The sequence below is a fragment of the Streptomyces venetus genome (assembly GCF_039540295.1).
GTDB classification, from domain to species: Bacteria; Actinomycetota; Actinomycetes; order Streptomycetales; family Streptomycetaceae; genus Streptomyces; species Streptomyces venetus.
In genome coordinates this window covers 186,195-211,934 of the sequence record NZ_BAABET010000002.1, presented here as the reverse complement: position 1 = coordinate 211,934, position 25,740 = coordinate 186,195, and the positions used below count along the sequence as shown (strand labels likewise).

Annotated in this window: 18 protein-coding genes; 11 read left to right on the top strand and 7 right to left on the bottom strand. The window is 71.4% G+C overall.

The features are described 5' to 3' along the window. The first annotated feature begins 572 nt into the window (after positions 1-572). The 4 genes from ABEA82_RS05815 (at position 573) to ABEA82_RS05800 (ending at position 4,207) form a co-directional block, all read left to right on the top strand. Complete coding sequence (locus tag ABEA82_RS05815) at positions 573-1,805, top strand: NAD(P)-dependent malic enzyme (protein ID WP_345660290.1); 1,233 nt, start codon at positions 573-575, stop codon at positions 1,803-1,805. A 558-nt stretch (positions 1,806-2,363) separates the two neighbouring features. Next, the gene (locus ABEA82_RS05810) at positions 2,364-3,329 is read left to right on the top strand and encodes a zinc-binding dehydrogenase (RefSeq protein WP_345660289.1); all 966 of its coding nucleotides are present in this window, start codon (positions 2,364-2,366) and stop codon (positions 3,327-3,329) included. A 102-nt stretch (positions 3,330-3,431) separates the two neighbouring features. Next, positions 3,432-3,641: an HTH domain-containing protein gene (locus tag ABEA82_RS05805; protein WP_003992902.1), complete on the top strand. Its 210-nt coding sequence runs from the start codon at positions 3,432-3,434 to the stop codon at positions 3,639-3,641. Beyond that, on the top strand, positions 3,641-4,207 hold the full coding sequence (locus ABEA82_RS05800) for a Clp protease N-terminal domain-containing protein (RefSeq protein WP_345660288.1): 567 nt from the start codon (positions 3,641-3,643) through the stop codon (positions 4,205-4,207). Before ABEA82_RS05805 ends, ABEA82_RS05800 begins: the two co-directional genes overlap by 1 nt. 32 nt (positions 4,208-4,239) lie before the next feature. Here ABEA82_RS05800 and ABEA82_RS05795 read toward each other — a convergent pair whose 3' ends face one another. The 3 genes from ABEA82_RS05795 to ABEA82_RS05785 form a co-directional block, all read right to left on the bottom strand. After that, positions 4,240-5,286 carry a PadR family transcriptional regulator gene (locus tag ABEA82_RS05795; protein WP_345660287.1) on the bottom strand — a complete coding sequence of 349 codons (1,047 nt, stop codon included), beginning with the start codon at positions 5,284-5,286 and terminating at the stop codon, positions 4,240-4,242. Position 5,287: 1 nt separating this feature from the next. Next, positions 5,288-6,262: a DUF4097 family beta strand repeat-containing protein gene (locus ABEA82_RS05790; protein ID WP_345660286.1), complete on the bottom strand. Its 975-nt coding sequence runs from the start codon at positions 6,260-6,262 to the stop codon at positions 5,288-5,290. A gap of 156 nt (positions 6,263-6,418) precedes the next feature. Then, on the bottom strand, positions 6,419-6,598 hold the full coding sequence (locus ABEA82_RS05785; RefSeq protein ID WP_003992906.1) for a DUF6104 family protein: 180 nt from the start codon (positions 6,596-6,598) through the stop codon (positions 6,419-6,421). A 196-nt stretch (positions 6,599-6,794) separates the two neighbouring features. Here ABEA82_RS05785 and ABEA82_RS05780 point away from each other — a divergent pair, with 196 nt between their 5' ends. The 4 genes from ABEA82_RS05780 to ABEA82_RS05765 are packed head-to-tail and all read left to right on the top strand — an operon-like array spanning position 6,795 to position 14,420. Further along, positions 6,795-7,190, top strand: coding sequence for a CU044_2847 family protein (locus ABEA82_RS05780; protein WP_345660285.1), 396 nt, complete (start codon positions 6,795-6,797; stop codon positions 7,188-7,190). After that, positions 7,187-9,178 carry a VMAP-C domain-containing protein gene (locus ABEA82_RS05775; RefSeq protein ID WP_345660284.1) on the top strand — a complete coding sequence of 664 codons (1,992 nt, stop codon included), beginning with the start codon at positions 7,187-7,189 and terminating at the stop codon, positions 9,176-9,178. The genes ABEA82_RS05780 and ABEA82_RS05775 overlap by 4 nt, the downstream gene beginning before the upstream one ends. Next, a complete protein-coding gene (locus ABEA82_RS05770) occupies positions 9,175-10,215 on the top strand; it encodes an AAA family ATPase (RefSeq protein ID WP_345660283.1) in 1,041 nt (346 codons plus the stop codon). The genes ABEA82_RS05775 and ABEA82_RS05770 overlap by 4 nt, the downstream gene beginning before the upstream one ends. After that, on the top strand, positions 10,215-14,420 hold the full coding sequence (locus ABEA82_RS05765) for an SAV_2336 N-terminal domain-related protein (RefSeq protein ID WP_345660282.1): 4,206 nt from the start codon (positions 10,215-10,217) through the stop codon (positions 14,418-14,420). The genes ABEA82_RS05770 and ABEA82_RS05765 overlap by 1 nt, the downstream gene beginning before the upstream one ends. Positions 14,421-14,483: 63 nt before the next feature. Here ABEA82_RS05765 and ABEA82_RS05760 read toward each other — a convergent pair whose 3' ends face one another. The 4 genes from ABEA82_RS05760 to ABEA82_RS05745 all read right to left on the bottom strand — a co-directional run bounded on the left by ABEA82_RS05760 (position 14,484) and on the right by ABEA82_RS05745 (position 21,259). Further along, entirely contained in the window at positions 14,484-18,317 is a 3,834-nt protein-coding gene (locus ABEA82_RS05760) for a multifunctional oxoglutarate decarboxylase/oxoglutarate dehydrogenase thiamine pyrophosphate-binding subunit/dihydrolipoyllysine-residue succinyltransferase subunit (RefSeq protein WP_345660281.1), read from the bottom strand. Positions 18,318-18,598: 281 nt separating this feature from the next. Further along, positions 18,599-19,711 carry a sensor histidine kinase gene (locus tag ABEA82_RS05755; RefSeq protein WP_345660280.1) on the bottom strand — a complete coding sequence of 371 codons (1,113 nt, stop codon included), beginning with the start codon at positions 19,709-19,711 and terminating at the stop codon, positions 18,599-18,601. Beyond that, positions 19,708-20,448: a response regulator transcription factor gene (locus ABEA82_RS05750; RefSeq protein ID WP_003992913.1), complete on the bottom strand. Its 741-nt coding sequence runs from the start codon at positions 20,446-20,448 to the stop codon at positions 19,708-19,710. The genes ABEA82_RS05755 and ABEA82_RS05750 overlap by 4 nt, the downstream gene beginning before the upstream one ends. A gap of 133 nt (positions 20,449-20,581) precedes the next feature. Continuing rightward, positions 20,582-21,259, bottom strand: coding sequence for a spermine/spermidine synthase domain-containing protein (locus ABEA82_RS05745; protein ID WP_345660279.1), 678 nt, complete (start codon positions 21,257-21,259; stop codon positions 20,582-20,584). A 150-nt stretch (positions 21,260-21,409) separates the two neighbouring features. Here ABEA82_RS05745 and ABEA82_RS38645 point away from each other — a divergent pair, with 150 nt between their 5' ends. The 3 genes from ABEA82_RS38645 (at position 21,410) to ABEA82_RS05730 (ending at position 25,725) form a co-directional block, all read left to right on the top strand. Next, the gene (locus ABEA82_RS38645) at positions 21,410-22,552 is read left to right on the top strand and encodes a rhomboid-like protein (protein ID WP_425588485.1); all 1,143 of its coding nucleotides are present in this window, start codon (positions 21,410-21,412) and stop codon (positions 22,550-22,552) included. Between the two features lie 90 nt (positions 22,553-22,642). Continuing rightward, a complete protein-coding gene (lon, locus tag ABEA82_RS05735; RefSeq protein ID WP_345660278.1) occupies positions 22,643-25,057 on the top strand; it encodes an endopeptidase La in 2,415 nt (804 codons plus the stop codon). A 176-nt stretch (positions 25,058-25,233) separates the two neighbouring features. Next, the gene (locus tag ABEA82_RS05730; RefSeq protein WP_345660277.1) at positions 25,234-25,725 is read left to right on the top strand and encodes a MarR family winged helix-turn-helix transcriptional regulator; all 492 of its coding nucleotides are present in this window, start codon (positions 25,234-25,236) and stop codon (positions 25,723-25,725) included. The last annotated feature ends 15 nt before the right edge of the window (positions 25,726-25,740 follow it).

Below are 25,740 nucleotides of genomic sequence, written 5' to 3'. Positions count from 1 at the left end.
TGGAGTTGCCGATGGGGCGAGACGCTGCCGATGGGTTCGGCAGTGCCGTGGTTGACGGGGGCGCGTGTCTTCGACTGTCGCGACCTCGTGTGATTACGGCATCTTGCCATTCGGACTGCGCCATTCTGGGGGCCAGCCATGTCAAAATCGGATAACGGGCGATCCCCGAACCGCACCACTCCGGTACATCACGGCCGGACCTTCTATAGGAATGCTTCCTTCCGGCCGGAAGATCTTCGGTGAATCCCGGGATTTCGAGACGCAGGCCGAAAGCTTTGCGGCCGCTTGAGTGGTCGTCGACGGTTTGTCCAGGTCTTGTCCTGAAATTGAACGAAGAGTCAGGCACCGGCATGTGACCTTCGCGTTATGGACTCGTCGTTCGCTCGGTCCGTCCGGTAAGAAGGATGTTTACACCCCTCATCCGGGGCTCAGGGCGCGTGTGCGGCGCGCCCGTCGCGCATGCGCCCGTACGTATCCCGTACACAGCAGCATCAGGGCCTTGCGCGGTCCCGCCCACCCCTCACCAGGAGTGGCAACCCTCGAACCAATGAAGATTTAAGGGGTAAAACGAAGTGGCAGCGGAGATCGTCAATCCTCGCAGCGAGAGCACGACGGACCATACGGGCGGCGAGGGCGGTGCGGAGCCCCTCGACTCCTTCGATCCGGCGTTCGCGCTGCACCGCGGCGGCAAGATGGCTGTGCAGGCCACCGTGCCGGTCCGTGACAAGGACGACCTGTCCCTGGCGTACACGCCCGGCGTCGCGAAGGTGTGCAGCGCGATCGCGGAGCAGCCGGAGCTCGTGCACGACTACACGTGGAAGTCATCGGTCGTGGCCGTCGTGACGGACGGTACGGCCGTGCTGGGGCTCGGTGACATCGGGCCCGAGGCCTCCCTCCCGGTGATGGAGGGCAAGGCGATTCTGTTCAAGCAGTTCGGCGGTGTGGACGCGGTTCCGATCGCGCTGAACTGCACGGACGTCGACGAGATCATCGAGACGGTGGTGCGGCTCGCGCCGTCGTTCGGCGGGGTCAATCTGGAGGACATCTCGGCGCCGCGGTGCTTCGAGATCGAGCGGAAGCTGCAGGAGCGGCTGGACATCCCGGTCTTCCATGACGACCAGCACGGTACGGCGGTCGTGACGCTGGCCGCCCTGCGGAATGCCGCGCGGCTGAGCGGGCGGGCGCTGGGGGAGCTGCGGGCCGTCATCTCCGGCGCCGGTGCGGCCGGGGTCGCCATCGCGAAGATGCTCGTCGAGGCCGGGATCGGGGATGTCGCGGTGGCCGACCGCAAGGGTGTCGTGACGGCGGACCGGGACGACCTCACGCCCGTGAAGCGGGAACTGGCCGGGTTCACGAACAAGACGGGGATCACAGGATCCCTGGAGGCGGCGCTGGCCGGGGCCGATGTGTTCATCGGCGTGTCCGGCGGGACGGTGCCGGAGGACGCGGTCGCGTCCATGGCGAAGGGGGCGTTCGTGTTCGCCATGGCGAACCCGAATCCTGAGGTGCACCCCGAGGTCGCGCACAAGTACGCGGCTGTCGTCGCCACCGGGCGGTCGGACTTCCCGAACCAGATCAACAATGTGCTGGCCTTCCCTGGGATCTTCGCGGGCGCCTTGCAGGTGCGGGCCTCGCGGATCACGGAGGGGATGAAGCTGGCGGCCGCGGAGGCGCTGGCGGCCGTGGTCGGGGACGACCTCGCGGCCGACTACGTCATCCCGTCGCCGTTCGACGAGCGGGTGGCTCCGGCCGTCACGGCGGCTGTGGCGGCGGCGGCTCGGGCTGAGGGTGTTGCTCGGCGCTGATGCCGTTGGTGTGTGGGGAGGTGGCCCTGTCCGGGTGGGCAGGGTCATTTTCTTTGCCTGCGCGCGTGGGTGGGTGGGTCGGGGCCGCGCCGGGGGGTGTCCGTCCTCGGAACGGCGCGACCAAGTGAGTGACCAACTAACTGGCGTTATACGCGCCGCCCGCTGCGGGCGGACACCCCCCGACACGGCCCCTCGCGCACGTCGGCCGCTGCGGGCAGTCGTGGCCGACCCCGCTGCGGGCATGCGTGCCGCTAGGGGCGGCACGGGTGGGCGCGGCGGCACCTCGCGGCGCCGAGTTGCGCAACGCCCCGCCCCGGGCACGGACGCCGAGCACCTCGCACCGGTGCAGCGGGCATGCGTGCCGCTAGGGGCGATGGGGGTCCCCCCTGCTCGAGCGAAGCCGAGAGCTTGGGGGAGGGTGGGCGCAGCGGCACCTCGCGGCGCCGAGTTGCGCAACGCCCCGGCCCCCAGCAACAACGCCGAGCGCCTGGCAAGAGGGTGTGTCTCACACGGGGCGGTGGTTACGCTCGGGCCGTTCGGGAACCTATCGTCAAGGTCATGTTCGCTGTCTACGCCGCCCGAATCGACCGCGACCAGCCGCTGACCGGCCTGGAGTTGGGAGAGCGCCCGGCTCCCGAATCCCGCCCCGGCTGGAGCACCGTCACGGTCAAGGCCGCCTCCCTCAACCATCACGACCTCTGGTCCCTGCGCGGTGTCGGCCTCGCAGAGGACAAGCTGCCGATGATCCTCGGTTGTGACGCCGCCGGTGTCGACGAGGACGGCAACGAGGTCGTCCTGCACTCCGTGATCGGACAGAGCGGGCACGGGGTGGGCCCCAAGGAGCCTCGTTCCATCCTCACCGAGCGGTACCAGGGCACGTTCGCTGAGCAGGTCGCCGTGCCGACGTGGAACATCCTGCCCAAGCCCAAGGAGCTCTCCTTCGAGGAGGCCGCATGTCTGCCGACGGCGTGGCTGACCGCCTACCGGATGCTGTTCACCAACGCGGGTGTCCGTCCCGGCGACTCCGTGCTTGTGCAGGGCGCCGGCGGGGGCGTCGCCACGGCCGCCATCGTGCTGGGCAAGGCCGCCGGTCTCCGGGTCTTCGCCACCAGCAGGGACGAGGCCAAGCGGAAGCGGGCCGTGGAGCTGGGGGCCGTGGAGGCGCTGGAGGTCGGGGCGCGCCTGCCGCAGCGGGTCGACGCGGTGATCGAGACCGTCGGTGCTGCCACGTGGTCGCATTCGGTGAAGTCGCTGAAGCCCGGCGGCACGCTGGTGATTTCCGGTGCCACCAGTGGCGACCGGCCCTCGCACGCCGAGCTGACCCGGGTCTTCTTCCTCGAGCTCAAGATCGTGGGCTCCACGATGGGCACCAAGGACGAGCTGGAGGACCTGCTCTCGTTCTGTGCCGCCACCGGTGTGCGGCCGGTCATCGACGAGGTGCTGCCGATGGACCGGGCGCGTGAGGGCTTCGAACGGCTGGCTTCGGGTGAGCAGTTCGGGAAGGTCGTGTTGACGAATCCCTGAGTGGTTTCTCGCGGTTGTTCGACGGTCGGTCCGTTCTTGGACCGGCCGTTTTGCATGTCAACTTGGGTTGACGCGAGCGGAGTGTCAACGTAGGTTGACGCCATGACCGAAGCAACCGATCTGGCCGAGCGCGCGGGCGACCGTGATCCACGGGTCGGCCTGCGGGCCGTCGCCGCGCTGCGCCGGCTGCTGGAGCAGCTGGAAGCCGTGCAGGTGCGCAACGCGCGCAATCAGGGCTGGTCGTGGCAGGAGATCGCCACCGAACTCGGTGTGAGCAGGCAGGCCGTGCACAAGAAGTACGGGAGGCATTGATGTTCGAGCGGTTCACGAAAGACGCCCGGGACGTCGTGAAGGGTGCGTTCGCGTATGTCGATGGGGGAGGGGGCGGGCGGTGTGTGGAGCCGGAGCATCTGTTGCTCGCTCTCCTGGACCGGGAGGCGAGCCGCGGCTCCTTCGCGCTCAGTGCCCTGGGGCTCGGTGAGCGGAGGGAGTCCGTACGGGAGGCGCTGCGTCAGGCGCGGCGGCGTGCCGGACTGTCGCGGGCCGAGGCTGACGCGCTCTCCGGGCTCGGGATCGATGTGGCGGAGATCGTGGCCCGGGTGGAGGAGGTGCACGGGGTCGGCGCCATGGCCGGTGACACGCAGGACAAGCGGTGGTGGTCGGGGCGGCCCTCCTTCGGGCGGGCTGCCAAGGGGGTCCTGGAGCACTCCTTGCGGGTTGCTCTCGCCCGGCGCGACCGGCACATCGGTGACGAGCACCTACTGCTGGCCCTGACCGCGCGCCCCGGTGTGCCGGCCGAGGTTCTCGCCGACCACGGGGTGACCTACGAGTCCCTGACGCGGGTGCTGTACGGGGGCGGCGAGGCCAAGGCCGGGTGAAGGGTGTCGCCCCGGCCGGTGCCCCCGCCCGGCTACTTCCCGGGGCCGCGCAGCAGCGCTCCTATGTGGGCCGCGGCCGTCGAGAGGTGGCGGCGGGCGTCGCGCAGCTGGTCGGACGTGACGCCGTGGTCGCGGGCCGCGTCGCGGATGTCGTCCCGGAAACGGTCGAGCAGGCGGTCCAGGTCGCGGGCCGGGTCGCCGGTGGAGTCCGCGGCGTCCTCGTGGGCCCAGGCCGGTTCGTAGGCGGCCGGGAACTCCTCGGCGACGGGCTGTGAGTGCTCCGGCTGCGAGGCCGGCTTGCCGCTGCCCGTCCAGTCGAAACCGAAGTCCTTGCCGAACTCACCGACCTCCTTGGCCAGTTCGCTCAGGCCTTCGCGCAGTCCCGTCGGCCAGTCGCCGCGCGCGAAGTGGTCCTGTACCTGGTCCTGGACCCGGCGGGCGATGCGCTGCACCTGCTCCTGCGCCTGGGCGCGGGCCTGCTCCTGGGCCTCCTTGGCCTGGCGGCGGGCGCGCTGGGCGTCCTCGCGGGCGCGGCGGCTCTCGTCCTTGGCGCGCCTGGCCTGTTCCTTCCACTCCTGCCTGGCGCGCCGCATCTCCTCCTTCGCGATGCGCCAGGCCTCCTTGTCGCCGTGGTTCGCGGAGTCCCCGAGAACGGTGTCCTCCGTGCCGCGAGATCCGGTGCCGGTGCCCCGGCGGGCCTCGGTGGCCGCGGCGCGCATCTCGCGGCGCAGGTCGCCCGCGGCCCCGCGGACGTCGGCGCGGATCTCCGCCGCCAGTTCCGCGACCGACTCCCGGATCTCCAGCTCCAGGTCGGCCAGCTCGCCGCTGCGGTCGGCCAGTTCGGCGCGGCCCGCGTCCGTGATCGAGTAGACCTTGCGGCCGCCCTCGGTGGTGTGGGTGACCAGGCCCTCGGCCTCCAGCTTGGCCAGGCGCGGGTAGACCGTGCCCGCCGACGGTGCGTACAGCCCCTGGAAGCGCTCCTCCAGCAGGCGGATCACCTCGTAGCCGTGGCGGGGGGCCTCGTCCAGCAGCTTCAGCAGGTAGAGGCGGAGGCGGCCGTGGGCGAAGACGGGGGGCATGTCAGAGCACCTTCTTGTCGGTCATGCCGTCGGCCGGGACGCTGGTGGCGCCGGCGCCCCGGTCGGAGACGGAATTGTCTCCCGAGCCGGCCTGCGGGTCGTCGGTCGGGTCGGTCGGCGAGCCGCCGGTGCCGGGCCGCGGGGCCTCCCGCGGTGCGTCGCCCTCGTCCTCCGCGGCGGGGCGGCGCAGCAGGGCGATGGAGCCGGAGACGGTGGTGGCCCGCAGTGTGCCGTTGCCCGCGCCGAGGCGGCCCGTGATCTTGTGGGCGCCCCACTGGCCGTGCACCCGCAGATCCTCGAAGGCGTTGGTCACGGCGCCGCTCGCCGTGTTGGCCTCGACCTCCGCGTCCGCCGGGTACGGCAGCCGGATGGCGATCTCGCCCGAGACACTGGTCAGCCGCACGTCCGTGGGGCCCTCCGGGTCGAGGTCGACGATCATGGAGCCGCTGACCGACTCGGCCCGTACGGAGGAACCGGAGCCCTCGACGACCGTGAGGTCGCCGGAGACGGAGTTGAACCGCAGGTCGCCGGTGACGGCCTGGGCTTCCACGTTGCCCGAGACCGTGTCGGCGCGGACCGGGCCGGAGAGCCCCACGAGGGTCGTGTCCCCGGTGACCCCCTTCACCACCGAGGATCCCTCGATCCCGGAGATCACCGCCGCGGCGCCGACCACTCCCACCTCGACCCGCGTACCGGCCGGGACGGCCAGGGAGACCACGGCGCTGCGGCGCCAGCCCTTGCGGTCCAGCCACTTGAGGAAGCCCTTCCAGGGCAGGTCCTCGTAGGCCACCGTCAGGGTGCCGTCCTGGTGGGCCACCATCAGGGGCGGCCCCTCGATCTCGGCGACCTCCAGGCGGGCGGAACCTTCGTCGGTGCCCACCACGTTCACCGTTCCGTTGACCAGGCGCACGTGGAGTTCGCTCACCGGCTCGTCGAAGGTGAGCTTCTGCGGCTGTGCCACGGACCACTCGGACATGGTGCAGACCTCCTGCGACAGAGCGGACGCCAGACGCGCCATATCGCGTCTCGTAACTTCACGATATATCGCGCTCGCGGAAAGTCAAGACACTCCTGCCGAGGGGCAAAAACGGAGAGGGGGCGCCCGCAGGCGCCCCTTCGAGTCAAGCCGGCCCTACTCGTCGTCCTCGTCGTCCAGCCGGGCCAGCCACGTCGCCAGCCGCTCCACCGGCACCTCGAAGTCGGGGTTGAGATCGACGAACGTCCGCAGCTGCTCGGCGAGCCACTCGAAGGTGACCTCCTCCTCGCCGCGACGCTTCTCGAGTTCCTCGATGCCTCGGTCGGTGAAGTACACGGGTGCTCTCCTGGGGCTGGGCCTGGGGCCGGGGTCGTACGTCTCCAGGTTAGGCGCACCGATTCCGTGCCCTCACCTGACGCAACCGCCGTACACGGGCGTGATCGCACGGCACAATGACTCCACGCGCAGGCGCGAGGCCCGAATGCCGCGCCGGGCGACGGAAGTTGTCCTGTTAGACGGCACGGGGGGCACCATGGACCACCGCAGGATTCAGGAGATCGAGCTGCCCGGCGGCGGCACGGTACTGGCGCGCGTCAGCGTGCTCGACCCGGCGGAGGTCCCCGGCGGCACGGACGAGTTCTCGTACGAGGACGTGGGGGCGCTCGACCACATGGCGGCCCGTATCGACCAGCTGAACGAACTGGTCAGCGGCGTGGGCAACGCCGTGCTGCGGGCGGCACGCGCCGTCAGCCCCGACGAGGTCAGCGCCACCTTCGGTGTCGAACTCGCCGTCAAGCCGGGCAAGGCCGTCGCCCTGCTAGCCGACGGCGAGGCAAAGGCGGCCCTGTCCATCACCCTCACCTGGCGAGCCGGGGGCGACGACGAGACCACCCCCGACGCCGACGGGCAGAGCACCACGACGGCATGACCGCCAGGCTGGAGGCGCTGCTCCTGCGCGCCACGGTACGGATCGGGCCGGAGGGCGCCCCGGACACGCTGTGGGGCAGCGGTTTCTTCGTCGCACCGGGATGGGTACTGACCTGTGCCCATGTCCTGCGCCCGGCCCGGGAGCCGGACCAGGGCGGCCCGTCGCGGGTGCCGGAGGAGGGCGGCCCGTTACGGATCCGCGGCCACGACCGGCTAGACGCGCGTGGCCGGCTGGCGTACTGGCTCGGCGGTGGCACCGACCCGGACCAGGACCTGGCCCTCATACGCCTGATCGATCCGGCGGACCACGCGTGCGTGCGGCTCACCGACCGCTACGACGCACCCCTCGCCGTCACCGCCCACGGCTGGCGCGTGCCGAACGGGGGCGCGCCCCAGCGCTGGAAGGGCCAGACCGAATGCAACGGCAAGGACGGAGCGCACGGACTGACGCTCGCGCCCCTGGTGGAGATCCCGCACGGCGCCTCCGGCGGGCCCCTGCTCGACCGTGAGCGGGGCCTGGTGGCGGGCGTCGTCAAGGCGCGGCGTACCGGGAAGGACGGTGGTCTGGCCGTGGCGGTCACCGCGCTGCGGGGCTTCCGGAGGGCCGTGCCGGTGGGCGACGAGCGCAGCCTGGGCAACGACCCGTACGCGGAGCTGATCCGTGCCCACGACACCTGGCACCAGCGGGCCCGCGGCGCCCTGTCCTGGGTCAGGGCGCAGGACGACCAGTGCTCGGCGCGAGAGCGCCGCTGGGGGCCTCGGGACAGCGCCGACGCCTGTGCGCTGCTCGCCGCACTGCCCCCGCCGGACTCGTCGGCCGAGCTGCAGGGGCTGATCGAGCGGGTCCTGGGCGACGAACCGCTGTGGGAGGACGACACGGCCCCGCAGGACTGGCGGGACGGGCAGGGCTGGCTCTACGACCACTCGGAGGGCCCCGACATCGTGTCGCTGCACTACCTGCGGGTCGTCGCCAGGGCGTGCGCGCAGCGAGCTCCGGGCGCCGCGGCGGCTCTGGAGCGGTGGGTGGAGCGCCGCGCCGAGCAGTTGCCGTACCACCTGAGGGCCCTGCTGATGGGGGTGACGGCATGGGCGCCCGGGATCGGCGCACGGGGCGAAGCCGACGCCTGCGCGGTGCCGTCGGTGGCAGTCGTCCTTGACCCCCGCGGTGCCGACGAAGAGGGGCCCGTCGTGGCGGTCGAACTGGAACCCGACCTGTTCCGTCCGCACGACCGCTTCCACTGGCGGATCTGGACCTGGACCGGCGGCCCCGACACGGCACGCGCCCTGGACCAGGACACCGATGGGGAAGGCGTCCCCCTCGCCGACCTGCCCCACCTTCTGAACGAGCCGCTGTCGCGCGCCTTCGGCCGGCTCGACACCGACCGGCGGGCCAGGCTGGAACTCGCCCTGCCCGTCGAGCACTTCGGGGTTGACGTCCACCTGTGGCGGCCGAGCCCGGTCGTGCGCAGCCTGCGACCCCACCCCGCCGAGCGGCCCTTCGGAGTGCACCGCCAGGTCGTGCTGCGCTGCCTGAAGCGCCGGGGCGAACCGCTCGACGTATGGCGCGAGCGGTGGCACGGGGTCGCCGAGGGCGAACCCAAGGCGCTGCCGGTGCCCTCGGACGCCTACGCCCCACGGGCGCTGACCGACGCGCCGCCGGGCGCGGTGCCGGTGCTGTGCCGCCCGCCCGCGGAGAGCGCCGCGACCCTGTCCCACGCGATCGCCGAGGGGTACGGCGTCATCCTGTGGAGCCAGCGGGCGGAGCACGCGCACGGCTGCGGACCCGACTGCCTCGAACTGCACGACAGGGCGGCCGAGCTGCTCGGCTCCGCGGGCCGCGCCACCACCCTGCCCGAGCGCCTGCGCACCTTGCGCGAACGCGTCAGCCAGGCCGACGCGGACGCCGACTGGGCCGAACACCTCGCCCTCTTCTACGACGATCCCCGGCGCCCGATCCCTCTCTGCGACGACCTGCTGGAGTCCCCGTGACCGAGAACCCCGAGACGCAGTGGCACATCTACCGGGGCACCGGTGAACCGCACGACGGGATCTCCGCACTGCCCGCCCCGCCGCCCTGGCGCGACTTCGACGGCGGCCCCGCCCTCCCCTCGCTGCCGCCGCTGGGCACCGAGTCCCTCCGCCGCCTCGGCAGCCGCGACCGCGGCCTCGCCTGGCGACCCGAGGAACTGGAACTGATCAACGCCGCCATCTATCTGCGCCGCCCCCTGCTGGTGACCGGCGACCCCGGCTCCGGCAAGTCCACCCTTGCCCACGCCATCGCGTACGAACTGGGACTCGGCAGGGTCCTGCAGTGGCCCATCGTCAGCCGCTCGACCCTGCGTGACGGCCTCTACACCTACGACGCCATCGCCCGTCTCCAGGACACCCAGATGGCCAAGCTGCGCGGCGAGTCCCACAAGGACATCGGCGAGTACATCAGGCTCGGCCCGCTCGGCACCGCCCTGCTTCCCTACGAGCGCCCCCGGGTGCTGCTCGTGGACGAGCTGGACAAGAGCGACATCGACCTGCCCAACGACCTGCTGAACGCCCTGGAGGAGGGCGAGTTCCGCATCCCCGAACTGCAGCGCGTCGCCGGCCGCCAGAGCGAGGTGAAGGTCCTCACCGACGACGACGAGAGCGCCCCGGTACGGGGCGGACGCGTGCGCTGCCGGGCCTTTCCCGTCGTGGTCATGACCAGCAACGGCGAGCGCGACTTCCCCGCCCCGCTGCTGCGCCGCTGCCTGCACCTCGACCTTCCCTCGCCGCGCAACGACTCCTGGGGCGAGGCCCGCCTCGGCGCCATGGTCAGCGCCCACTTCGGTGACGAGGACGCGGCCCGCAACGACGCACTGATCCGCACGTTCCTGAGCTCCGCCCCCGGCGCGCTCCGCGCGGCAGACCAGCTCCTCAACGCCATCTACCTCACCCAGGAAGCCGTACGCGACAGGGAGCCGGACCGCCAGCGCCTCGCCGAACTGCTGATGCGCCCCCTCGACCACGGCGACCACGGGACCGGTACCCGCTGATGGCCGCGCCGGACGGGCGGCTGGGTGAACTCGCCGAACGGCTCCGCGCGCTCGGCACCGAACCCTCCGCGCGGGAACTCGCCGAGACACTGTGGCTCGCGCGGTACGTGGGACGCGCGCAGGTGCGTTCCCACGACAGGGACGAGCTGGAGCCCGACCCGGGCGAATTCCAGCTCGATTACACGCCTCCGGCCTGGTACACGCAGAGCACCGCGTCACCCGCGCCCGTCGAGCCTGCCACCCGCACCCGTCTGCACGCCGAGCGCCCCGCCCCGGACGGCGGGCCCTCCACCGGGCCGGCCGACGCGGACGCCGACTTCGTCCGGATCCGCGTACCCATGGCCACGGCGCTTCCGCAGTCCCTCGTCCTCCAGCGCGCCCTGCGCCCGCTCCAGCACTACCGCCCGCCCGTCCGCACGCCCGCCCTGCACCTCGACGAGCAGGCCACGGCGGAGCGGGCCGCCGAGACACGGCTGCTCCTGCCCGTGCTGCGCGCGACCACACGCCGGGAGGCCCGCCTCCGGCTGCTGATGGACGTGTCCAGCTCGACCGGCGTATGGGACACGGCACTTGAGGAACTGCGCCAGATCTGCGCGGGTCTGGGCGCCTTCCGCGAGGTGACCGTGCACCACGTCCGCGAGGGCGAGGACGGCCGGCTCGTGGCCGCGACCAGCCGGGACGGCAACCGCGCGGTGCGTGCCGCCGAGCAGCTGCGTGACCCGACCGGACGGCAGCTGACGCTGGTGCTCAGCGACTGCGCCGGGCCGTTGTGGCGTTCCGGCGGCATGCAGCGGCTGCTGCACCACTGGGGCCAGGCGGCGCCGGTGGCCGTCGTACAGCCCCTGCCCCAGCGCATGTGGCGGCGCACGCATCTGCCGGCGCTGCCCGGCACCCTGCGCCGCCGGGAAGGTCTCGGCGCACGGCTGGACTTCACGCCCGCCGACGGCGAGGTGCCGACGGGCGCGCTGCCCGTCCCCGTGGTGTCCCTGGCCCGGACCGCACTCGGCACCTGGGCCCGGCTGCTCGCGGGCAGCAGAGGACTGGCTCTGCCCGCGGCCGCGGCCTGGGTACGGGCCGACCACCCGGAGTCGCCCACGCGCGCCACAGCACCCGACGCCGACGCCGAGACCCTCGTACGCACGTTCCGCCGCACGGCCTCCCGGCAGGCGGTGCACCTGGCGGTCTCCTTCTCCGCGGTGCCGCTCACGCTCCCCGTGATGCAACTCGTCCAGCGCACGATGCAGCCCCGGTCGGGGCCGACGGTCCTGGCCGAGGTGCTGCTGAGCGGACTGCTGCGGCGTGCCCCGGAGGAGGGCTGGTACGACTTCCGGCCCGGCGTCCGCGAGGCACTGCTGCGGCTGCTGCCCCGCGGGGACGCCCTGCTGGTCCTCAAGCACTGCGGCGAGTACGTCGACCGCCACTTCGGCCGCCGGGCGCGCAACTTCCCGGCCCTCGCGCTGGCGCGGATCAGCGGACGGGAGGCCGCGGCCGAGGACGGGGACGCCGGGGCCGTACCGGATGCGTTCGCCGAGGTGTCGGCGCTGGTCGCGGGGCGGTTCGGAGCGCGTGAACGGCAGAAGACGGAGGTCATCGACCTCGTGTACGCGTCGGAGGACGAGGCGTGGGCTGTGTGGGCGGCCCAGGTGCTGGCCGCCCGCCAGTGGGAGGTGTCGCTGCGGGCGGTCTCCTTCACAGCCCTGCCGAGCCACGTCCGGGAGCGGCTGACAGGGCGCGCGGAGCGGCGTCTGGTGGTACTCATCGGCAGGTCGTACGCGGGGCTCGACCTCGCCAGCGCTTCACCGCTGGTCCACGGGCAACAGGCCGGGCGACTCCTCGCTTTCACGGTGACGCGAACCGACCCCGACTCGTGGGTGCGGGAGATGAAGGCCAGGCCCTTGTGGTACACCTCTGCCGCCGATGCCGAGGCGCTGCTGCTGTTCGCACTCGGTAAGGCCCCCGGCGTCCCGGTCGCGACTGCACGGTTCCCGGGGCCGCGCCGGATCTTCGACGGGGTGCCCCCCCACGACCCGGAGTCGACCGTGCCCGACGCCCTGGTGCAGCAGGTGGCCCGCAGGCTCGGCTCCGGCGGCGCCGCCTGCGTGGTGGTGGGACCGCCGGGCGCGGGGAAGACCACTCTGGCCATCGAGTACGTGCATCGCCACATCTCCGACTACGACATCGTCTGGTGGATCCACGACGCGACGCCTCGACGCAGCGTCCGGCGGCTCGTCCAACTCGCAGGTGAACTGGGGCTGCCGGTCACCGGTGACTCGGACACGCTCCTCGACGAGCTGGGCCGGGTGCTGCGGGAAACAGCCCTGAAGTGGCTCATCGTGTGGGACGGCTGGGAAGACTCGGGGACCGTGCCCGAACTGCCGACCGGTGGGCACGTCCTGATCACCTCGCGCAGGGAGACGTGGCCCGCCGGATTCAACACCATGCCGTGGCCGAGCTTCGACGCTCCCGAATTTCCCGCTCCCACCCCGAATCGCGAGTTCGAGGAGGCTGTGGCCGAGGCCGTGGTCCAGGTGGAGGTCGGAGACCGCCACGGTACCGGCTTCTTCCTCGCGCCGGGGGTCGTCGTCACCGCCGCGCGGCTGGTGGAGCCGCTGTCCTATGCCGAATCCGAGCGAAGCCGGGGGACCATCACCACGTTCCGCGGAACCCGGCATCCCGTCGACCTCCTGTCTGTCACCGGGGAGCTGGCGCTGCTGGACGTGCAGAACACGGTGCCCCACACCGCCTGCCTGTGGCTCTCGGACAGCCCGCCGACCCGGAGCGAGGACCTCACGCTGTACTTCCCCCCGATGCTGTCGGACCGCCGGGAGCTGATCGGCTACCACACCGGTGCCGAAGGACAACCGGGCATGCCCGGCATCTCCCTCCGCCACTCCCCGCCCACCGGTGAGATCGTCGGCGCACCGCTGCTCAGCCGAGAGCGCCGTTCGCTCGTCGGAGTCGTCACGGCGCCCCAGGCGCCCACGGGCAGGCCGAACGCCGTTCGGATCGAGACCCTGCGGGACCTGTGCCTGCGGGAGGGCCGCGACGCCCAGCTGTGGCACAACATCGTCCGCGCACATGACCGGGCTCACGCGGGACGGGGGACGAACGACGCCACGCCCCCGATGCCGGACAGGATCGCCCTGTACGCCCTCCTGGCCGAGCTGGACCCGCCCTCGGATCCCCGGACGGTGACGGCGCTGATCCCGTTCCCGGCAAGTGCGTCGACGTTTCCCCATCCGCTCGGCAGCTGGAGAGACGGTGCCGGACACCTGTGGGCGGCGGAGTCCTTCGGCGCCGTCGTGATGTACGTCCTGCGGATCTGGTCCCTCCTCGTCGGCCAAGGCCGGTCCTCGGGCCTGGACGCCCTGCGCGCCTGGATCGAGCAACAGGCACGCACCGTCCTGTCGGCGGAACGGCGGCGGTTCGTCGAACAGGAACTCACGCGCCCGGCCGCTGTCCACGAGTGCCATATCCGTATCGGCCTCTCATGGGAGGCCGGTGCCTTCGCCTGGCGTCTCCAGGCAGTGCAGGGGGAAGACAGGCTGCACGACGCGTCAGGGAGGTTCAGGGCCCTCGGCCAGCCCGTGCCAGAGCTGGCATCACACCTGGAGCACGCGCTGAGCCGTGCCGACACCAGCCGGCGCAGGGCCATGGTGGAATACCGGCTCCCCATGGATCTGATCTGGCGTGTCGGGGTCGAGGACTGGACGCCGGACCTTCCCCTGCGGACGCAGTGCAACGTCTTCGTCCGCGGCACCGGGCCCGAGCTGCGAGGGCCACAGAGGGTGGAACGCTGGGCCGCTGTGTCGCGCGGCCCTCTGAGCGGCGTGCGGCTGTCCGAGGCCAGAGGTGCTCTCCGGCGCCCCGACGCCCGTGACCGCCTGAGCGAGGCCCCCGCCGGCGCTGTCCCCCTTCTGTGCCCTCACATCGTCCCTCAGCCGCCCGCAGCGGCGGCGGAGGAGGCACATTCGCTCGGTTACCCGCTCATCCTGTGGTGCCGCGCCACCAGCCACGCGACCTGTCTGGCGATCCATCGGGCGCTGGAAGGCGAGCTTGTGAAGTCGAGCAGTGTGCTCGAACTCCTGGCCCGCATCCGGGGTTTGCGGTTCCGCAACGACCTCGGTGGCGAGGCGGACGTATGGGGCCGTGACCTCACCGTCTACTACGCCCCCGAGGGCCCCGAGGAGACCCACACCTCATGACGAAGGGCCCGCCCCCGGGACAAACCGGGGCCGGGCCCTTCGTAGCTACCCGTGCTCAGAGGCTCACGCCTCGAACACCTCACGCACCAACTGCTCCTGCTCGGCCTGGTGCCGCTTCGCGGAACCCACCGCCGGGGACGAGGAGTGCGGACGCGAGATGCGCCGCAGCCGCTCGCCGTGCGGGACGTCCGCGCCGACCGCCAGGTCCAGGTGGTCGATCAGGTTGAGCGCGATGAACGGCCAGGCACCCTGGTTCGCCGGCTCCTCCTGGACCCACAGGTACTTCTCGGCGTTCGGGTACTTCTTGATCTCTGCCTGGAGCTCGGCACCCGGCAGCGGGTACAGGCGCTCGATGCGGATGATCGCCGTGTCCGTGACGCCGCGCTTCTGACGCTCGGCCTCCAGGTCGTAGTAGACCTTGCCGGCGCAGAAGACGACCTTCTTGACCGCGGCCGGGTCCACCGACGCGTCGCCGATGACCGGCTGGAACTGGCCCGTCGTGAACTCCTCCGCCTTCGCCGCCGCGGCCTTCAGGCGCAGCATCGACTTCGGCGTGAAGACCACCAGCGGCTTGTGGTGCGGGTTGTGCACCTGCCACCGCAGGAGGTGGAAGTAGTTCGACGGCGACGTCGGCATGGCGACCGTCATGTTGTTCTGCGCGCACATCTGGAGGAAGCGCTCCGGGCGGGCGGACGAGTGGTCCGGGCCCTGGCCCTCGTAGCCGTGCGGCAGGAGCAGGACGACGCCGGACGTCTGGGCCCACTTCTGCTCGGCCGACGAGATGAACTCGTCCACCACCGTCTGGGCGCCGTTGACGAAGTCGCCGAACTGCGCCTCCCACATCACGAGCGCCTCGGGGCGGGCCAGCGAGTAGCCGTACTCGAAGCCCATCGCCGCGTACTCGGAGAGGAGGGAGTTGTAGACGTTGAGCCGCGCCTGGTCCTCGGAGAGGTACTGCAGCGGCGTGTACTCGTCGCCCGTGGTGCGGTCGATGATGACCGCGTGGCGCTGGCCGAACGTACCGCGCTGCGAGTCCTGGCCCGCGAGGCGGACCGGGACGCCCTCCAGCAGGAGGGAGCCGATGGCGAGGGTCTCGCCCATGCCCCAGTCGATGGTGCCGTCCTCGACCATCGCCGCCCGGCGCTGCAGCTGCGGCAGCAGACGCGGGTGGACGGTGATGTGGTCGGGGATGTTGACCTGCGACTCGGCGATCCGCTTGATGACCTCCGAGGTCACCGCGGTGTTCACGGCGACCGGGAACTCGGCCTGCGGGTCGGTGGGCTCCGCGGCGGCCGGCTGCGAGGTGGCCTCGCGGACCTCCGTGAAGACCTTCTCCAGCTGGCCCTGGTAGTCCTGAAGCGCCTGCTCGGCCTCTTCCAGGGTGATGTCGCCGCGACCGATGAGGGACTCGGTGTAGAGCTTGCGCACCGAGCGCTTCTTGTCGATCAGGTCGTACATCAGCGGCTGGGTGAAGGCCGGGTTGTCCGACTCGTTGTGACCGCGGCGGCGGTAGCAGATGAGGTCGATCACCACGTCCTTGTTGAACGCCTGGCGGAACTCGAAGGCCAGGCGCGCGACGCGCACGACCGCCTCGGGGTCGTCGCCGTTCACGTGGAAGATCGGGGCCTCGATCATGCGGGCCACGTCCGTGGCGTACATCGAGGAGCGCGACGACTCGGGAGCCGCCGTGAAGCCGACCTGGTTGTTGATGACGATGTGGACCGTGCCGCCGGTGCGGTAACCGCGCAGCTGCGACATGTTCAGGGTCTCGGCCACCACGCCCTGGCCCGCGAAGGCCGCGTCGCCGTGGATCGCCACCGGCAGGACCGTGAAGTCCGTGCCGCCCTTGTTGATGATGTCCTGCTTGGCGCGCGCGACGCCCTCCAGGACCGGGTCCACCGCCTCCAGATGCGAGGGGTTGGCGGTGAGCGAGACCTTGATCTGCTCGCCGTCCAGGCCCGTGAAGGTGCCCTCGGCGCCCAGGTGGTACTTCACGTCGCCGGAGCCGTGCATCGACTTCGGGTCGAGGTTGCCCTCGAACTCGCGGAAGATCTGCGCGTACGACTTGCCGACGATGTTCGCCAGGACGTTCAGCCGGCCGCGGTGGGCCATGCCGATGACGACCTCGTCCAGGCGGGACTCGGCGGCCGAGTCCAGCACCGCGTCGAGCAGCGGGATGACGGACTCGCCGCCCTCCAGGCTGAAGCGCTTCTGGCCGACGTACTTGGTCTGCAGGAAGGTCTCGAAGGCCTCCGCCGCGTTCAGCCGGCGCAGGATGCGCAGCTGCTCCTCGCGCTCCGGCTTGGTGTGCGGGCGCTCGATGCGGTCCTGGATCCACTTGCGCTGCTTGGGGTCCTGGATGTGCATGAACTCGATGCCGGTGGTGCGGCAGTACGAGTCGCGCAGCACGCCGAGGATGTCGCGCAGCTTCATCAGGGACTTGCCGGAGAAGCCTCCGACCGCGAACTCGCGCTCCAGGTCCCACAGGGTGAGGCCGTGCTCGGTGATGTCCAGGTCGGGGTGCTTGCGCTGCTGGTACTCCAGCGGGTCGGTGTCGGCCATGACGTGGCCGCGGACCCGGTAGGAGTGGATCAGCTCGAAGACGCGGGCGGCCTTCGTGACGTCGTCGTCGTGGCTGGCGTCGATGTCCTTGAGCCAGCGGACCGGCTCGTAGGGGATGCGCAGCGCCTCGAAGATCTCGTCGTAGAAGTTGTTCTCGCCGAGCAGGAGGTTCGCGACCTGGCGCAGGAACTCGCCGGAGGCGGCGCCCTGGATCACCCGGTGGTCGTAGGTCGACGTGAGCGTCATGACCTTGGAGATACCGAGCTTGTTCAGGGTGTCCTGGGAGGTGCCCTGGAACTCCGCCGGGTAGTCCATGGAGCCGACACCCATGATCACGGACTGGCCGGGCATCAGACGCGGCACCGAGTGGACCGTGCCGAGGCCGCCGGGGTTGGTCAGGGAGACCGTGACGCCGGTGAAGTCGTCCATCGTCAGCTTGTTGTCGCGAGCACGACGGACGATGTCCTCGTAGGCCTGCCAGAACTCGAAGAAGTTCAGCGTCTCGGCCTTCTTGATCGCCGCGACGACCAGCTGGCGCTCGCCGTTCGGCTTGACCAGGTCGATGGCGAGGCCGAGGTTGACGTGCTCCGGCTTGACCAGGGTCGGCTTGCCGTCCTTCTCCGCGAAGGAGTGGTTCATCGACGGCATGGCCTTGATGGCCTGCACCATCGCGTACCCGATCAGGTGCGTGAAGGAGATCTTCCCGCCCCGGGCGCGCTTGAGGTGGTTGTTGATGACGATGCGGTTGTCGAACAGCAGCTTCACCGGGACCGCGCGCACGGACGTGGCCGTGGGCAGCTCCAGGGAGGCGTTCATGTTCTTCGCGACCGCGGCGGCGGGGCCGCGCAGCACGACCTGCTCGGGGCCCGAGGGGGCCGCGCCGTCGGACTCGGCCTTCGGCTTCGCGGCGGCGGCCGGCTTGGCAGCGGCCGGCTTGGCGGCCGGAGCGGCCTTCGCCGGGGCGGCGGCCTGGGCCGGGGCCTGCGCGGCGGGCTTCGCCTCGGCGGGAGCCGGCGCGGCGGCCGCGGGCTTCGCGGCGGCCTGGGCGGGGGCCGCAGGCTGGGCGGGAGCGGCCTGAGCGGCCGGCTGAGCGGTGGTGGTCCCCGCGGCCCCCGCGGCCGCGGTACCCGCCGGAGCCGAGGCGGCGGCCGCCCCAGGCTTGTAGTCGGCGAAGAAGTCCCACCAGGCTCGGTCTACCGAATTCGGGTCCTGGAGGTACTGCTGATAGATCTCGTCGACGAGCCACTCGTTGGCACCGAACGACGCAGCGGGGTTCTTCCCTGCTTGGTCGGTGTCGGTCGAGATGCTCGAGTTACTGGGGGACTGTGGCGACACGGCGGCAACCGCCCTCTTCCGCTTCACAAGATGATGGACAGCGGGAATCAAGGCTACGCCTCCCGGACCGGGAAGGTCAGGTCGGGCCCGCGCAACGTCGTGCAAGTCACATCTTGAAGCGTGTTTCGGGGCTTGAAATGGCGGGAAACAAGCGTGGTTCCGCTTAAGAAGGGATAGGCGGGGCACGGCCTCACCCGCCGATGGCGTGGGCCTGTGCCTGATCACACGTGTCCGTCAGCGCGGACGCCCGTGGATCTTGTGGCTCCGCTTCGAACTTTACGTCAACTTGGCACAGATGGAAGTCCCGGAAGAGTGACAAGAATCCGGCAACCTCGCTCGGATTCGGCCACTCCGATCCGCCCGCCGTGCAGATCCACCGCCCAGCGGGCGATGGCGAGACCGAGTCCCGTGCCACCGTCGCTGCCTGCCCCGTGCGCCCGCTTGGCGCTGCCGCGGTTGAACCGCTCGAAGACGCGGTGCCACTCGGACTTCGGAATGCCGGGCCCCTCGTCCAGGACCTCCAGCTCCAGCGACTCCGGGAGCACGCCCCGCCGCGCCTTCACCGTCACACGGCCGTGCGGCGGGCTGTGCTTGACCGCGTTGTCGATGAGGTTGGCGACGACCTGGTGGATGCGCTCCGGATCGGCGTGCGCGGTCAACTCCGGCGGGTGGACGTCGAGGTGCAGATGGACGTCCGTACGGGTGTGACTGCCCGAGCCGGTGGCGATGCCCGCGCGCACCGAGGCGACCATGTTGGCCTCCTTCAGCACCCCGGACAGGTACGGCCACACCTCGAAGCGCCGCTGTTTCAGCGGTACGACCCCGTTGTCCAGGCGTGACAGGTCCAGCAGCGTCTCCACCAGCCGGCCGAGCCGCTCGGTCTGCTTCAGGGCCGTGCGCATCGTCTCCGGGTCGGCCTGCGTGACACCGTCGACGATGTTCTCCAGCACCGCGCGGAGCCCCGCGATGGGGGTGCGCAGCTCGTGCGAGACGTTCGCCACCAGTTCCTTGCGCTGGCGGTCCTGCGCCTCCAGCTCGTCGGCCATGGCGTTGATCGTCACGGCCAGGTCGCCCAGCTCGTCACGGCGGTTCTCCCGCGTGCGGCGGGTGTAGTCGCCCTGCGAGATGGAGCGGGCCACGGCCGTCATCTCATCCAGCGGCGCGGTGAGCGAATGGGCCACGAACTGCGTGATGAGGAGTGTGGCGATCATCGAGAAGACCGTGATGAAGCGCAGCTCCGTCTTCGTGTGCACCGCGATCACCGACAGGCCCGTGGTGATCAGCACCGCGATGACGACCAGCGCACCCAGCTTGGTCTTGATCGAGAACGGGCTCACTCCGCCCCAGGGTTCCGGCTCCCCGGGGCCTCGCCGTGCGGCAGGCCCGCCGCTCATGGCGTCGGGGTCTCCAGGGCGTAGCCCACGCCGTGCACCGTGCGGATCCGCTCGGCGCCGATCTTCCGGCGCAGCGCCTTGATGTGGCTGTCGACCGTGCGGGTGCCGGAGGCGTCCGCCCAGTCCCAGACCTCGGCGAGCAGCTGCTCGCGCGAGAGCACGGCGCGCGGGGTGTTCGCCAGGCACACCAGCAGGTCGAACTCGGTCGGCGTGAGGTGAACATCCTCACTCCGCACCCGCACCCGGCGCTGCGCGTGGTCGATCTCGAGCTCGCCGAGCCGCAGGATGCCGCTGCGCGGCGTCGCGGCGGCGAGCGCGGCCCGCTCCACGCGGCGCAGCAGCACGTGCACACGTGCCGCCAGCTCCCGCATCGAGAAAGGCTTCGTCATGTAGTCGTCGGCGCCGACCCCGAGCCCGACCAGCATGTCGGTCTCGTCGTCGCGCGCGGTGAGCATCATCACCGGCACCGGCCGGGCGGCCTGCACGCGGCGGCAGACCTCCAGACCGTCGAAGCCGGGCAGCATGATGTCGAGGATCAGCAGGTCGGGCTGCCAGGCCTCGGCCGTGTCGACCGCGGCCGGACCGTCACCCGCCGTTTGCACGAGGAATCCCTCGGCGCGCAGACGGGTCGCGATGGCATCCACGATCGTGGCGTCGTCCTCGACGACGAGGACCCGGCGCTGTGCGCCCGGGGTAGCCGTCGCCGAACCGTTGTGGGAGGTGTGTGTCTGCTCCATCGCCCGCCCCTGGGGTGTGCTTTCCGGAATCAGTGGGGTGATTCCTGACTGGCTGTGCCTGCGCATGGTGTGCGATTGACGCTTGAATGATCGGCGTCAGAGGAGCAGCGTACGGGGAGTCAGCACACCTTTGCTATCCAGGGCGGATGCCGAGGTGCACGACGTCCGGAACGCCCCGGGCAACCGGGATCTCTTCGGTACGCACCTGTTGGAACCCGGCATTCCGCAAGGTTTCTTCGAATTCCGGAGAGGGTTGGGCGGACCAGACGGCCAGGACCCCGCCAGGTCTCAACACCCTTGCGCAGCCTGCCAGTCCGGCTTCTCCGTAGAGATTTTCGTTGCCCTCGGTGACCGTCCAGTCGGGGCCGTTGTCGATGTCGAGGCAGAGGGCGTCGTACGTGTCGGATGTCTCATTGACGTAGGCCACGAGATCGGTTTCGACGATTCTCGTGCGGGGGTCGGCGAGGGCTCGGGCGGAGATCTCGGAGAGCGGGCCGTCGCGATGCCATTCGACTATCGCGGACTCGCGTTCCACGACCGTGATCCCTCCCCAGCGCGGGTCCGCCGCCGCGTGCGCGAGGGAGAAGCCGACGCCGAGTCCGCCGATCAGCACGTCAGGGCGGGTCCGGCCGGTCAGGGCCTCCAGAGCCGCGTCCACCAGTCGCCGCTCGGAGCGGCCGTCGGAGGTGTCCATCAGGAAGCAGCCGTTGGCGATGATCTCCAGCCGGTCACTGTGCCGCCGCAGCACGACCTCGCCGTGCGGGCCCTCGCGACGGTCCAGCACGTGAGGGGGGTCGTTCGAGGTGCGCATGGGAGCATCCTGGCAGGCGCGGGATGTGGGACGCGGGGAATTTCCGCATGGCCGGGAGCCGCTTGCGGTGAAGGGGCCCACGCGTGGCGTGTGTCACAGACAGTGGGGCGAGGGTGGCGAAGGCTTTGACGTGACGGAAGGAGCGCCCCCGTGGACCGCACCGTACCGGCCGACGCAGCGGCCACCCCGACACCGGCGGCCCCGCCCGCTTCCGACGGGGCCGGGCTGCTGGACGGAGTACCGCGACAGCGCACCGTCGGAGCGCGCGGCCCGGGTTCCGCGGAGGACGGTGGTTCGGGCTCCGTGGCGGACGGTGGTTCGGGTTCCGCGGAGGACGGTGGTCTGGGCTCCGTGGCGGACAGCGGTTCGGCATCAGCGGACACCGAGCCCCTGACCGGCCCTGCCCCGGGGACCGAGGTGCTCGAGAGCGGTGCGCCGCTGGCGACGGGCGGCGGGCCCTGGGGGCCTGCGGGCACCGGCCCGCGGGGGTTCGAAGGCAACCGGAGGCGTGAGTCCACGGGCACTGGCACGCGTGAATCCGCAGGCATCGGCCTGGTTGAGGTCGTGGGCGTCGGGGTGGGTGGGTCGGAGGTTTCCGGTGGCTCGGTGTCGGCGTGGGTGGCGTGGCTCGGGCGTCGGCTCGGTGCGATACGGCCCTGGCGGTTGCTGCCCACACCCACGGGCACGCCGTTCACGTTCGCGTACGCCGTCCTGCTCGGCGTCACCTCGCTGATCTCCGCCCACGCGGATCCCGCCCTGGTGCACGCCCTGCTCCAGGGCTCCAGTACCGATGTGGCGCACCTGGTGCGGGCGCCGGAGTTCGTGCTGGTGGGCAGTGCGCTGTGGGTCGCGGGCGGGGTGGCCTCGCCGTACGCGATCGGGCTCGTGCTCGTGCTGACCGCGCTGGAGCGCCGGGTCGGGGGCCTGCGCACGGCCGGTGTCTTCCTGCTCGGGCACGTCCTGGCCACGCTGGCGACCGAGGTCCCGGTGGGGGTCGCGGTGCTGGCCGGGCACCTGCCCGACAGCTCCCTGCACCGGCTCGACTACGGCGTCAGCTTCGGCGTCGCCGCCGGCGTCGGCGCGCTGGCGGGTCTGCTCTCGCTGTGGCTGCGCGTGCCGCTGCTGGCCGGCTTCGGCTGGATGCTGCTCCAGGACCTGCTCGCCTTCACCGACCCGTTGACCAACTGGGGTCACCCGATCGCCCTGGCGATCGGTGTCGCGACCTGGCCGGTGCTGCGGCGCCAACGCCGCGAACACGCCTCTCACCTGGGCGAACTCCCCGCCTCGTCCTAGATCGCTCACAGCGAACACGCGTCGGGGAACATCCGGCCCCTCCCAAGCATTGAGTCGGCATAGCTCAACTTGACTGCCGAAGGGGAGATCATGGCTTCGACGTCCACACCGCTCACCCTGCCCGTGCTGCCGCTCGACGACGAGGTCGTGCTGCCCGGGATGGTGGTCCCGCTGGACCTGAGCGACAACGAGGTCCGTGCCGCGGTGGAGGCCGCTCAGGCCGCTGCACGGTCAACGCCCGGGAAGCCCCGGGTACTCCTGGTGCCACGGATCGACGGGACCTACGCGAACACCGGTGTCCTCGGCACCGTCGAGCAGGTCGGCCGCTTGGCCGACGGCGACCCGGGCGCCCTGATCCGCGGCCGGGGGCGGGTGCGCATCGGCGCGGGGACCACGGGTCCGGGCGCCGCCCTCTGGGTCGAGGGCACCAGCGTCGACGACACCGCGCCCGACCCGCTGCCCGGCCAGGTCACCGAACTGGTCAAGGAATACAAGGCGCTCGCCACCGCCTGGCTGCGCAAGCGCGGTGCCTGGCAGGTCGTCGACCGGGTCCAGGCCATCGACGACGTCTCGGCGCTCGCCGACAACTCCGGCTACTCGCCGTTCCTGACCACCGAACAGAAGGTCGAACTGCTCGAGACCGCCGACCCGGTGGCCCGGCTGAAGCTCGCCACCCGGCAGCTGCGGGAGCACCTCGCCGAGCAGGACGTGGCCGAGTCCATTGCCAAGGACGTCCAGGAGGGCGTCGACAAGCAGCAGCGCGAATTCCTGCTGCGGCGTCAGCTCGAAGCGGTCCGCAAGGAGTTGCGCGAGCTGAACGGCGAGCAGGAGGGCGAGGAGTCCGACGACTACCGCGCCCGTGTGGAGGCCGCCGACCTGCCCGAGAAGGTCCGCGAGGCCGCGCTCAAGGAGGTCGACAAGCTGGAGCGGTCCTCCGACCAGTCGCCCGAGGGCTCCTGGATCCGCACCTGGCTCGACACGGTGCTGGAGATGCCGTGGAGCGAGCGCACCGAGGACGCGTACGACATCCAGGGCGCCCAGGCCGTCCTCGACGCCGAGCACTCCGGCCTGGAGGACGTGAAGGAGCGGATCACCGAGTACCTGGCGGTCCGCAAGCGGCGCACCGACCGGGGCCTGGGCATCGTCGGCGGGCGGCGCGGCGGTGCCGTGCTCGCGCTCGTCGGGCCGCCCGGCGTCGGCAAGACCAGCCTGGGCGAGTCCGTCGCCCACGCGATGGGCCGGAAGTTCGTCCGCGTCGCCCTCGGCGGCGTCCGCGACGAGGCCGAGATCCGCGGCCACCGGCGCACCTACGTCGGTGCCCTGCCCGGCCGGATCGTCCGCGCCATCAAGGAAGCCGGGTCGATGAACCCGGTCGTGCTGCTCGACGAGATCGACAAGGTGGGCTCGGACTTCCGGGGCGACCCGGCCGCCGCCCTGCTCGAAGTGCTCGACCCGGCGCAGAACCACACCTTCCGGGACCACTACCTGGAGGTCGAGCTGGACCTGTCGGACGTGGTCTTCCTCGCGACCGCCAACGTCCTGGAGGCGATCCCGGAGGCCCTGGCGGACCGCATGGAGATCGTCCGTCTGGACGGCTACACCGAGGACGAGAAGGTCGTCATCGCCCGCGACCACCTGCTGCCCCGCCAGCTGGAGCGGGCCGGGCTCGGCGAGGACGAGGTGGCCATCGACGAGAGCGCCCTGCGCAAGCTCGCCGGCGAGTACACCCGCGAGGCCGGCGTGCGCAACCTGGAGCGGTCCGTCGCCAGGCTGCTGCGCAAGGTCGCGGCCCAGCACGAGCTGGGTGAGCGGGAGCTGCCGTTCACCGTCTCCGAGGGCGATCTGCGCGACCTGATCGGCCGGCCGCACCACGTGCCCGAGTCCGCCCAGGACCCGGCCGAGCGGCGGACGTCCGTGCCCGGCGTGGCGACGGGCCTCGCGGTGACGGGCGCCGGTGGTGACGTGCTGTACGTGGAGGCGTCGCTGGCCGACCCGGAGACGGGCGCGGCGGGACTGACCCTGACCGGTCAGCTGGGGGACGTGATGAAGGAGTCCGCGCAGATCGCGCTGAGCTTCCTGCGCTCCCACGGCGCCGAGCTCGAACTGCCGGTGGGCGATCTGAAGGACCGGGGTGTGCACATCCACTTCCCGGCGGGCGCGGTCCCCAAGGACGGCCCCAGCGCCGGCATCACGATGACCACGGCCCTCGCCTCGCTGCTGTCCGGCCGCCTGGTGCGCACGGACGTGGCGATGACCGGTGAGGTCTCGCTGACCGGCCGGGTCCTGCCGATCGGCGGCGTGAAGCAGAAGCTGCTCGCCGCGCACCGGGCGGGCGTCACCACCGTGATCATCCCCAAGCGCAACGAACCCGACCTGGACGACGTCCCGGCGGAGGTGCTGGACAAGCTCGACGTCCACGCCGTCACCGATGTCCGCCAGGTCCTGGAGCTGGCGCTCGCCCCCGCGACCGAGGGCGCGACGCCGGAGGTTCCGGTGGCCGCGTGACGGAGGTCATCGGATGAGGGAAGGCCCGGGTCCCGTGAGGGAGGCCCGGGCCTTCACCGTGTGGTGGCCCTGTGTACACGGGCGTTGCACCCTGCGGAATACTTGCCGAGCTGCGCCGGTGGCGGCGGATGGCGGAGAATTCCAGGTAGCGGGCGAGAACCGAGGCAGGGGCTGACGTGCACGAGGAAGGCAAGGACGACGGAGACCGGGTCGCCGGCCTGGCCGGGAGCGGTGTGGACCAGGCCGCGTTCCTGGCGCTGGAGCGGGAGCTGACCGTGCTGCTGCGGCGGGCCCGGGCCAACCAGGGCGAGATGGCCCGGGAGGTCCACCCCGACCTGGAGTCGTCCGCGTACGGCCTCCTCGTCAGGCTGGACGAGTGCGGCAAGCAGCGGGCCACCGAGCTCGCCGCCTACATCGGCGTCGGCAAGGCCACGATGTCCCGCCAGTTGCGCGCCCTGGAGGACCTCGGCCTGGTCGCCCGCGAGCCCGACCCCGCCGACGGCCGCGCCTGGCTCGTCGCCCTGACCCAGGAGGGTCACGACCGGGTCCGCCGGGTCCGCGAGGCCCGCCGCGCCCGCTACGCCGGCCGCCTGGCCGACTGGGACACCGGCGAGGTCACGGAACTGGCCCGGCTGCTGAACCAGCTCAACCGGGGCATGGAGAGGTAATACCCCCGCGGCGAC